This is a genomic window from Micromonospora sp. DT53 (assembly GCF_049841535.1).
Classification (GTDB): Bacteria; Actinomycetota; Actinomycetes; order Mycobacteriales; family Micromonosporaceae; genus Micromonospora.
Genome location: NZ_JBNCKM010000006.1, coordinates 142,085 through 152,018 on the forward strand (window position 1 = coordinate 142,085; position 9,934 = coordinate 152,018).

Below are 9,934 nucleotides of genomic sequence, written 5' to 3' on the forward strand. Positions count from 1 at the left end.
CGTCCGCCGGTCAATGCCGTTCCGGCGGGGTGCCCGGCGGCGGGCCACACGGGGCGCCGGCGCTGGGTCTCACTCCGCGGCCACCTTCGTGACCGCTGGTCCGCGGACCCTACCCAGGTCTGGGCGGTTCCATGTCAGCTGTGCATCGACACTGTGAGCAAGTCGACGTCGAGAGTGTGCATGGCGAAATAGGTCGGATAAGTCAGTTTGGCGGGGACACGCCGACCAAACCCTGACAGCCACCCGTGCGAGTGCCCCTGCGGAGGCATCCGGGAGGCTGATCACCTACGGTGGGGACGTGCCGCGTACCGGCGCCATCGCCGTTCACCAAGGGTGACGAGATGGCGCGATGGCGCTTCGGTCAAGAAATTTTCGGGACGGCTGGCGACCAATCACCATTTTCTGGGCGCGTGTCGTGCGGTTGACTCTTGCGGACCCCTGGTCAGTGGGCATTAGCTTTCCTTCGTGACACGTAGTCGAGGCTGCGCGGGCCACTGATGGCGGGGACGCGCAAGCCGGTCGTCGAGGTGCGGCGCAGTCAGCGTCGACGACGCACGGTGTCCGCGTACCGTGACGGTGAGCGAGTGGTCGTCCTGATCCCCGACCAGTTCTCCCGCGCCGAGGAGAGCGAGTGGGTCGACCGGATGCTCGCCCGCCTCGCCGCCCGGGAGGGCCGCCTCGCCCGCTCGGACGCCGAGCTGCTGGCCCGCGCCAACCGGCTCATCGACCTCTACCTCCCCGGGTACGCCACGAAAGCGGTGCCGGCGAGCGTCCGGTGGGTCACCAACCAGAACGGCCGGTGGGGCTCCTGCACGCCGGCCGACCGCAGCATCCGCATCTCGCACCGCGTCCAGGAGATGCCCGAATGGGTGATCGACTACGTGTTGCTCCACGAACTGGCCCACCTCATCGTGCCCAGCCACAACGCCCGGTTCTGGGCGTTGGTCGGTCGCTATCCCAAGGCGGAACGAGCCCGCGGCTACCTCGAAGGAGTCGCCGCCGCCTCCTGCGCGCCGCTCCCCACCTGATCGACACACTCACCTGACCCGCCGAGCTCCTGACCGCCGAGCCCCGTGGCACCGATCGCCCTAGATCGACTCGGTTTCCTGAATACCGCGCTGTCGGTGGTCCTGGGACCCCGCGACTTCATTGAAGTCGAGTCGATCATGTGGTCGGGGTGCGTCTGGGGGGTGGGTCGGGTGGTCGGGTCGGGGGGTCGGGTCGGGGGGTCGGGTCGGGGGGCCTGGCGGGTCCGGGTTGGTCTTCGCGGGTTGGCCTTGCTGCCGTGCCCCGAGATCGACTCGGTTTCCTGAATACCGTGCTGTCGGAGGTGCTGGGACCCCGCGACTTCATTGAAGTCGAGTCGATCATGATTCGTGCCCGCGCCAGGGTGTCCAGGTCGGGCGAATAGTCCCGATATTGGGTCGGATGGCGCTCAAGTGAGTGCGGGCGGCCTCGGCCGGGGCCGTGTGGGTCGGGCCGGGTGTGGCGGTGTTGCCCAGCGGGTGGGGTGCGGGTGGGTGCGACGGCTGTGCCGGCCGGGTGGAGCGCAGGTCGGGTCGGGGTGGAGCGCAGGTCGGGTTGAGGTGGAGCGCAGGTCGGGTTGAGGTGGAGCGCAGGTCGGGTTGAGGTGGAGCGCAGGTCGGGCCGGGGTGGAGCGCAGGTCGGGTTGAGGTGGGACGGCTGTGCCGGGCGGGTGTGGGGCGCGACTGCGACGACGAGGAGGGGGTGATGGAGAGCGGGGGGCAGGTGGGGCAGCCGTGCGCGACGGGGCGCTAGGGTCGGGGGATGGCGCGACGAGTGGTGGTGGCGTTGCTCGGGCCGGTGCACTGGTCGCCACCGGGCGTCGACCTGGCGGAGTGGCGAGCGGCTCTCGCAGAAGACGTCATCGACCTGCTCGCCACGCTCAACGAGGTGGAGATCGCGGTCGCGGTGACCCCGGCCGACCGGGCTCTGGCAGATGCCTTGGTGTGGCCGGGCACGGCCGTGTACGAGGTGGCCGAGCCGACGCCGAATGCCGTGTTCGCCGCGCTGGAGGGGTACGACCAGGCGGCCGTGCTGGTAAGCGACGTGCCTGACCTGCCCGCACTGACCGTCGGCAAGCTGCTCCGCCCGCTCACCACCCGACCGGTCGCAGTGGCTCCGGTCGAGGGCGGCGGCCCGGGTCTGCTCGGGGTCGCGGTACGACTGCCCGCGCCGGACTGGCTACCGACGCTGGAGTTGGACACGGCGACGCCGGCTGAGGCGCGCGCCAATGCCCCCCGCCCGGGCGACGTGGCGGTCACCGCCGGCTGGCGACGACTGCGCGGCCCGGCTGACCTGGCCACGCTGGACCCGGCCTTCGAGGGTTGGGACGCGACCCGCGCCCTTCTCTCAGGGTCGGGCCATCCCGCCTGAACCGCCAGCCTGCCAGCCAACAGGACCCGAGTCATCGCGCCGGCGCGGTCACCCCGCGAGTCCGACCGGCCCCGCTCTGTCCGACCGGCCCCGGGCTGCCTGTTCGGCCCCGCGCTAGCCTGTTCGGCCCCGCGCTAGCCTGTTCGGCCCCGCGCTAGCCTGTTCGGCCCCGCGCTAGCCTGTTCGGCCCCGCGCTAGCCGACCGTCTGACCAGCCCACCCTGCCGAACGCGCCCGGGTGCCCGCTGTCGATCATGCGGGCACCCGGGCGCGGGTCGTCGATGCGCGGACGTCAGGACTTGGCGTCGCCCTCGCCGTCGGTCTCGTCCGACGGACCGGACTCACCGGACTCACCGGACTGACCCGACTGACCCGACTGACCTGGGGCTTTCTCCTCCACCCCGCCAGGGGCGGTGAAGTCGAAGCTGTCCAGCTCGCTGAGGTCCATGTCGTTCATCGCGAAGGCGACCGGGTCGGCGAAGTCGTCGTCCGACGGGAGCAGGTCCGGGTGGCCCCACACGGCGTCGCGGCCTTCGATGCCACGGTGTTGGGTGAGCGCGGCCCAGAGCGCCGCGGCCTCGCGCAGGCGGCGGGGGCGTAGTTCCAGACCGACCAGCGCGGCGAAGGTCTGCTCGGCGGGACCGCCGGCGGCCCGGCGACGGCGGAACGCTTCGCCCAACCGGACGACGTTGGGCAGCCGGTCGCTGGCGGCGTTGTCCACGACGTGGCACACCCAGCCCTCGACCAGGGCGAGTGCGGTTTCCAGGCGGGCCAGTGAGGCCTTCTGCGCCGGGGTGTCCTCCGGGGTGAAGATGCCCTCCAGGGCGATCGCCTGCATCGACTCGGGGTCGGTCGGGTCGACCCGGCCCATCGCCTCCTCGATTGCCTCCCGGTTGACCCGGATGCCCGAGGCGTACATCTCGACGGCGCTGAGCACATGCCCACGCAGCCACGGGACGTGCTGGAACAGCCGCTGGTGTGCGGCCTCGCGCAGCGCCACGTAGAGGCGGACCTCGTCCTCGGGGAGTTCGAGGCCCTCGCCGTACGCCCGGATGTTGGCCGGGATCAGCGCGGCCGTGCCGGCCGGGCCGAGCGGTAGCCCGATGTCGCCGGCGGAGAGCACCTCCGCGGCGAGCGAACCGAGGGCCTGGCCGAGCTGACCGCCGAAGAGCGCGCCACCGAGGGAGGCCACCATCGACTGCATCGGGCCGAGCTGGGCGCGCGCCTCCGGTGGCACCAGGTCGCCCATCGCGCCGACCATCCGGCTGGCGACCGGGTCGCACAGCTTGCGCCACACGTCAAGCGTCTTGAAGATCCACTCGTTGCGGTTCCACGCAACGGGGTTCTGGATGCCGGAGGGCCACGCCGAGGCGGGCTCCAGCCACAGGTCGGCGAGGCGCAGCGCCTCCTCGACCGCGTTGCGCTCGTACATCGACACCGCCGGGTCACCGGCGGCCGCGAGCTGGCTGGCTGCTACCTGCCGGGCCAGGTCCCAGTTGACCGGACCGCTGCCCGGCGCGGAGAGCAGGTGCTGCAACTGCGACATGAACTGCTGCATCTGCGCGGGATCGTTGGGGTCTGGTGGCTGCCCACCCGGGAGCGCGAAACCGAACGGAATATCAGGCACGACATCTACGGTACGCGGACCGCGCCCCAGGTAGCCGCCGCTGGCGTTGCGCTGAGGGCGAAGTCGCGTGGCGCATCCGGCGGGTGACCCGCGACCGGTCGGTACGCTCTGCGGCATGAGACGTCGTGGCCTGACGGTCCTGCTCGGTGCCCTGTTCACCGCCCTGCTGAGCATCGGGGTGCTCCGGGTGCCGATTCCGTACGTGGTGCTGGGCCCGGGTCCGACGGTCAACACCCTCGGCACGACCGACGGTAAGGAGGTCATCCAGGTCTCCGGTCGGGAGACCTCGACCTCGGCCGGCCAGTTGCGGTTGACCACGGTGGGGGTGCAGCCCACGGTGCGGTTGCGGGGGGCGATCGCGGGCTGGTTCTCCGACGACGAGGCGGTGGTGCCGCGCGAGCTGGTCTACCCGCCGGGGGAGTCGACGGAGCAGGTGGAGCAGCGCAACGCCGAGGACTTCAAGGCGTCGCAGACCAGCGCGGAGACCGCCGCGCTGCGGGAGTTGGGCTTTCCGGTGCAGGTGGTGATCAAGACGGTGGCCGGGGACGGCCCGGCGGCCGGGGCGCTGAAGGCCGGTGATCTGATCACCTCGGTCGACGGCCAGCCGGTACCGGTGGCCGCGAAGGTCACCGAGCTGGTCCGGGCCAGGCCGGCGGGCACGGCGTTGTCGATCGGCTACACCCGTGACGGCGCGCCGGCGACCGCGACGGTGACCAGTCAGGAGCAGGACGGTCGACCGCGGATCGGTGTCGAGATCGATCAGCAGCAGCCGCACCCGTTCACGCTCGGCATCGACCTGGGGGACATCGGCGGGCCGAGCGCCGGTCTGATGTTCGCCCTGGGGATCGTGGACAAGCTGACCCCGGCCGACCTCACCGGCGGCCAGGTCATTGCCGGCACCGGCACCATCGACGACGAGGGCACGGTCGGCCCGATCGGCGGCATCGCCCAGAAGTTGGTCGGCGCGAAGCGCGCCGGGGCCAAGGTCTTCCTGGTGCCGGCGGACAACTGCGCCGAGGCGGTCCGCAATCCGCAGCCCGATCTGCCGCTGTTGCGGGTGGGCTCGTTGGACGAGGCGATGACCGCGCTGGAGACGTTGCGTGCGGGCGGTCAGCCGACGCGTTGCTGACCGGTGTGACCGTGCCCCGCCACGCTCAGGAACACCCCGTACTCTGGGTGCCTGGTCGGAGCCGATCATATCGAGCGTGCGGAGCCAACAGTGGTCATGCGTAGCAGCAGCCCCCTCCCGAGGATGAGCCGGCGCGGGCGCGTCACCATCGCGGTCCTGGTCGGGGTGTTCGTGCTCTTCACCCTGCTCGGTTGGGGTGTCCAGGCGTGGACCGACTGGCTCTGGTTCGACGAGGTCCGCTACACCGAGGTCTTCACCGGCGTCCTGCTCACCCGGTTGGTGCTCTTCCTCGCCATCGGCCTCGGCATGGCGGTGATCGTCGGCGGCAACCTGTGGCTGGCCTACCGGTTGCGCCCGCGACTGCGCCCGCACTCGGTGGAGCAGGCGACCCTGGAGCGCTACCGGATGGCGCTCAGCCCGCGTCTCGGCACCTGGATCTCGCTTGCCGCCGCGGTGGTCGGGCTGTTCGCCGGCCTCTCCGCGCAGAACCGGTGGAACCAGTGGCTGCTCTTCCGCAACGGCGGTGACTTCGGCATCAAGGACCCGGAGTTCGGGGTCGACATCGGCTTCTACGTGTTCCAGTTGCCGTTCTGGCGTTACCTGCTCGGGGTCGCCTTCACCGCTGTGGTGCTGGCCGTGATCGGCGCGTTGGCGGTGCACTACCTCTTCGGTGGGGTCCGCCTGCAGGGCGTCGGTGACCGGATGAGCAACGCGGCACGCGCGCACCTGAGCACTCTGGTCGCGGTCTTCGTGCTGTTGAAGGCCATCGCGTACGTGCTGGACCGGCGGGCGATGCTGCTGGAGTACAACGAGGGCGCCAAGTTGTACGGCGCCGGCTACGCCGACGTCAACGCGTTGCTCCCGGCGAAGGAGATCCTCGCCTACATCTCGATCGTGGTGGCGATCGCGATCATCGTGTTCTCCAACGCCTGGATGCGGAACCTGGTCTGGCCGGGGATCTCGCTGGCGCTGCTCGGCGTGTCCGCGGTGGCCATCGGCGGCATCTACCCCTGGGCGGTGCAGACCTTCGAGGTCAAGCCGAGCGCCAAGGACAAGGAAGCGCCGTACATCCAGCGCAGCATCGACGCGACGCGGGCGGCGTTCGGGTTGGGGGCCACCGAGACGACCCCGTACGCGGCGAACAACCTCACCCCACCGGGGAACCTGGCCACCGACACCTCGGTGGTGTCGAACGTGCGGCTGCTCGACCCGCAGTTGGTCAGCGAGACGTACACCCAGCTCCAGCAGGTGCGTGGCTTCTACGACTTCGGCCCGAAGCTGGACATCGACAGGTACGGGGTGAACGGCAAGGTCTCCGACTACGTGGTCGGCGTCCGCGAGATCAACTACGGCGAGTTGACCGACCAGCAGAACACCTGGATCAACAGGCACACCGTCTACACCCACGGGTACGGGCTGGTGGCCGCGCCGGCCAACCAGGTGGTCTGCGGCGGGCAACCGTTCTTCGTCTCCGGCTTCCTCGGCGAGAAGACCCAGGAGGCGTGCTCCTCGCAGACCGAGCAGATCCCGGCCAAGCAGCCGCGCATCTACTACGGCGAGCGGATGGCGGCCGACGACTACGCCATCGTCGGGCAGGCCGACCCGAACAAGAAGGCCGAGTTCGACAGGCCGGTCGGTGAGGGCGGCGGCGAGTCCTACACCTACACCGGTGAGGGTGGTGTGGAGATCGGCTCCTTCACCCGGCGACTGCTGTACGCCATCAAGGAGCAGGAGTCGAACTTCCTGCTCTCCGAGGCGGTCAACAAGGACTCCAAGCTGCTGTACGTGCGCAACCCGCGCGACCGGGTGGAGAAGGTCGCGCCGTTCCTCACCCTGGACGGCGACCCGTACCCGGCGGTGGTCGACGGTCGGGTGCAGTGGATCGTGGACGGCTACACCACGGCGGCCTCGTACCCGTACGCCGAGAAGGTCAACCTGCAGACCGAGACCACCGACGAGTTGACCAACCGGGGCACCTTCCAGCTGGCCCGGGAGGACGTCAACTACATGCGCAACTCGGTGAAGGCCACCGTCGACGCGTACGACGGCACGGTGAAGCTGTACGAGTACGACGACACCGACCCGGTGCTCAAGGCGTGGAACAAGGCGTTCGGTGGTGACCTGGTGCTGCCGAAGGCGGATATCCCGGTCGAGTTGACCGAGCACCTGCGCTACCCGGCGGACATGTTCAAGGTGCAGCGCAACCTGCTCACCAAGTTCCACGTGACCAACCCGGGTGACTTCTACTCCGCACAGGACTTCTGGCAGGTGCCCAACGTGCCGGACGCTCCGGACAGCGGTCAGAAGCAGCCCCCGTACTACCTGTTCACCCAGTTCCCCGGTCAGGAGAGCCCTCGGTTCCAGCTCACCTCGGCGGTCACCCCGAACGGCCGGCAGAACCTCGCCGCGCTGATCTCCGGGTCGTACGTGGAGGGGCAGCCCCGACTGGAGGTGCTGGAGTTGCCGGATCAGACCCGGATCTCCGGCCCGGTGCAGGTGCACCAGCAGATGACCAACAACGCGAACATCCGTCAGCAGCTCAACCTGCTCTCCAGCAACCAGGCGCAGGTGCAGTACGGCAACCTGCTCTCGTTGCCGTTCGCCGACGGCATGCTCTACGTCGAGCCGGTCTACGTGAAGAGCAACCAGCAGGACGCGTATCCGCTGTTGCAGAAGGTGCTGCTCTCGTACGGTGACGGTGGCTCCTTCGTGGCGCTCGCCGACAACATCAACGACGGCATCAAGCAGTTGGTCGAGCAGGGTAAGAAGGCCGGGCAGGGCACGTCGCCGCCGCCGACGACCGGGGGTAACCCGACGACCCCGACGCCGACGCCTTCGGGGACGCCGGCACCGACGCCGACGCCGACGGGGACCCCGAGCCCCGGTACCCCACCGCCGGCCGGTGACCTGGCTGCCGCCGCGGACCGGGTGCAGACCGCGATCACCGAGGTCCGGGCCGCGCAGACGTCTGGCGACTTCGAGCGGTACGGGCGTGCGCTGAAGGCCCTCGACGAGGCGCTCACCGCGTTCCAGCAGGCGCAGCAGGCCGCTGGTGCGCCGGGTGCGACCCCGAGCGCCGGCGGCTGACCCGCCACCGGCGGGAGTACGTCTCGGAGCCCCCGTCGTCGGACCGCGCAGGTCCGACGGCGGGGGCTCCGCCGTGTCCGGAGTTGTGCCCGCTGTCACCTCGCGGACAGGCGCGGCTGGGCCGCAACCTGCGACGGCGGTCCGCCGTCCTCATTTGCAACGGGGTGGATGAGGGGGAGCAGTTGTGAGGGATGGGCAAAGCTTCGATGACTTCTACCGCAGCACGACGCGGCGGATGATGCGGTACGGCTACGCGGTGGTCGGCGACTACAACGAGGCGCAGGACCTGGTGCAGGAGGCGTACGCCCGGGCCTGGCGGCAGTGGGGCAGGTTGTCGGCGCATCCGGCGCCGGAGGCGTGGCTGCGGCTGGTGGTGTCCCGGTTGGCGACCGACCGCTGGCGGCGGCTGCGCGGTCTGCGGGGCGCGTTGCGGTTGGCCGGCCCTCCGCCGTCGGTGTCTCCGCCCAACGAGGACAGCGTGCTGCTGGTCCAGGCTCTGCGTCAGCTGCCGGCTACCCACCGGCGAGCGTTGGCGCTGCACTACCTCTTCGACATGCCGGTCGAGGAGATCGCCGAAGAGATCGGCGTACCCGTGGGCACGGTGAAGTCGTGGCTTTCCCGCGGGCGGGCCCGACTCGCCGCGTTGCTGCCCGATCTGGCTGTCGTGGAATTGGAGGCCACTGATGTCGCGTGAACTGTCCGAGCTGTATAGGTCCCTTGCCGCCGACGCTGACGCCCGCGATCTGGGCCTTCCTGATGTCCTCCGGCACCAGGCGGACCGTCGGGCCCGATTCCGTGCGGCCGGGAGCACCCTTGCCGTGGGGCTGGTGGTGGTGGGCGTGGTGATCGGTGCCCAGGTGATCACCCCGCCGCCGGCGTCCGTACCCGCGCCGGCCGGGACGCCGACGCCGGCGGTGTCGCCGTCTCCGAGCGCGACAGGCGGTTCGCCAGCACCGTCCGCCCCGCCGACGACGCCCGGCCGCTCTCCGGGTACGGCGGTGACGGTTCCGGGTGGCACCGGCACGCAGCAGCCCAGGACGCCGACCAGCATCCCGGATCGGGCGTTCTTCCCGCTGGCGCCGGCCAACCAGAAGGACATCGCGCCGGAGTTCCGGGACGTGGCTGCGCTGCCGGGCCTGTGTGGCGCGGACATCCCGAGCGAGGCGGTCGTGCAGCGCCGAACCCGGATCCTGATCTACAAGCTGCCGCAGACCCCCGAGGGGTACGTCCCGGACGGCAGCTACACGCACTCCATCACGATCTACCGGGCCGGGCGCGCCGACGACGTGCTGAAGGAGTTGCGGCAGGCGGTGCGGGACTGCCCCGAGCAGAAGTTGCCGGGCGACAGTCAGGTGCGCAGCCGGCAGCGGCTGCTTCCCGACAGTGGGTACGGCGACGAGTCGGTGCTGTTCGAGATGCGCAGCGCCGGTCAGGACGTCAACGGCGACCCGACAGGTGTGGAGGACGTTCGGCTGATCCGGGCGATCCGGGTCGGCGACGTGGTGACAATCCTCTGGGAGCAGGGCTGGGAGAACACCTCCAGCCAGCGGGCGCAGGTCGACGCGGACAGCCGCCGCGCGGTCGCCGCCATCCGGAGGTGGCTTGACTGACCTGGTGGTGCCGGACCGCGATCCGGTGGATTCGGATGTCGTTTTGCGGGGCCCGGGGGTGGTGCGCTACGGTTAGCGAGCCGAC

Annotated in this window: 7 protein-coding genes; 6 read left to right on the top strand and 1 reads right to left on the bottom strand. The window is 70.3% G+C overall.

The window, feature by feature from the left end; genetic code table 11:
- Positions 1–497 precede the first annotated feature (497 nt).
- Together ACLQ3B_RS20140 and ACLQ3B_RS20145 are read left to right on the top strand one after the other, a co-directional pair.
- Entirely contained in the window at positions 498–1,028 is a 531-nt protein-coding gene (locus ACLQ3B_RS20140) for a M48 metallopeptidase family protein (RefSeq protein WP_196919625.1), read from the top strand.
- Positions 1,029–1,788: 760 nt separating this feature from the next.
- Positions 1,789–2,397: a hypothetical protein gene (locus ACLQ3B_RS20145; RefSeq protein WP_425782260.1), complete on the top strand. Its 609-nt coding sequence runs from the start codon at positions 1,789–1,791 to the stop codon at positions 2,395–2,397.
- 291 nt (positions 2,398–2,688) lie between these two features.
- Here ACLQ3B_RS20145 and ACLQ3B_RS20150 read toward each other — a convergent pair whose 3' ends face one another.
- Positions 2,689–4,023 (bottom strand): zinc-dependent metalloprotease, encoded by a 1,335-nt coding sequence (locus ACLQ3B_RS20150; RefSeq protein ID WP_425782261.1) that lies wholly within the window; start codon positions 4,021–4,023, stop codon positions 2,689–2,691.
- A 115-nt stretch (positions 4,024–4,138) separates the two neighbouring features.
- On the opposite strand from ACLQ3B_RS20150, the gene ACLQ3B_RS20155 reads away from it, so the two are divergent.
- The 4 genes from ACLQ3B_RS20155 to ACLQ3B_RS20170 all read left to right on the top strand — a co-directional run bounded on the left by ACLQ3B_RS20155 (position 4,139) and on the right by ACLQ3B_RS20170 (position 9,849).
- Positions 4,139–5,152, top strand: coding sequence for a YlbL family protein (locus ACLQ3B_RS20155; RefSeq protein WP_425782262.1), 1,014 nt, complete (start codon positions 4,139–4,141; stop codon positions 5,150–5,152).
- Between the two features lie 96 nt (positions 5,153–5,248).
- On the top strand, positions 5,249–8,239 hold the full coding sequence (locus tag ACLQ3B_RS20160) for a UPF0182 family protein (RefSeq protein WP_425782263.1): 2,991 nt from the start codon (positions 5,249–5,251) through the stop codon (positions 8,237–8,239).
- A 184-nt stretch (positions 8,240–8,423) separates the two neighbouring features.
- Entirely contained in the window at positions 8,424–8,933 is a 510-nt protein-coding gene (locus ACLQ3B_RS20165) for a SigE family RNA polymerase sigma factor (protein WP_412099396.1), read from the top strand.
- On the top strand, positions 8,923–9,849 hold the full coding sequence (locus ACLQ3B_RS20170; protein WP_425782264.1) for a hypothetical protein: 927 nt from the start codon (positions 8,923–8,925) through the stop codon (positions 9,847–9,849). The genes ACLQ3B_RS20165 and ACLQ3B_RS20170 overlap by 11 nt, the downstream gene beginning before the upstream one ends.
- Positions 9,850–9,934 lie beyond the last annotated feature (85 nt).

Bases quoted from the DNA above. Each gene is read 5' to 3' on its own strand.
- ACLQ3B_RS20140 (WP_196919625.1), top strand. From the start codon at position 498: ATGGCGGGGACGCGCAAGCCGGTCGTCGAGGTGCGGCGCAGTCAGCGT.
- ACLQ3B_RS20145 (WP_425782260.1), top strand. From the start codon at position 1,789: ATGGCGCGACGAGTGGTGGTGGCGTTGCTCGGGCCGGTGCACTGGTCG.
- ACLQ3B_RS20155 (WP_425782262.1), top strand. From the start codon at position 4,139: ATGAGACGTCGTGGCCTGACGGTCCTGCTCGGTGCCCTGTTCACCGCC.
- ACLQ3B_RS20160 (WP_425782263.1), top strand. From the start codon at position 5,249: ATGCGTAGCAGCAGCCCCCTCCCGAGGATGAGCCGGCGCGGGCGCGTC.
- ACLQ3B_RS20170 (WP_425782264.1), top strand. From the start codon at position 8,923: ATGTCGCGTGAACTGTCCGAGCTGTATAGGTCCCTTGCCGCCGACGCT.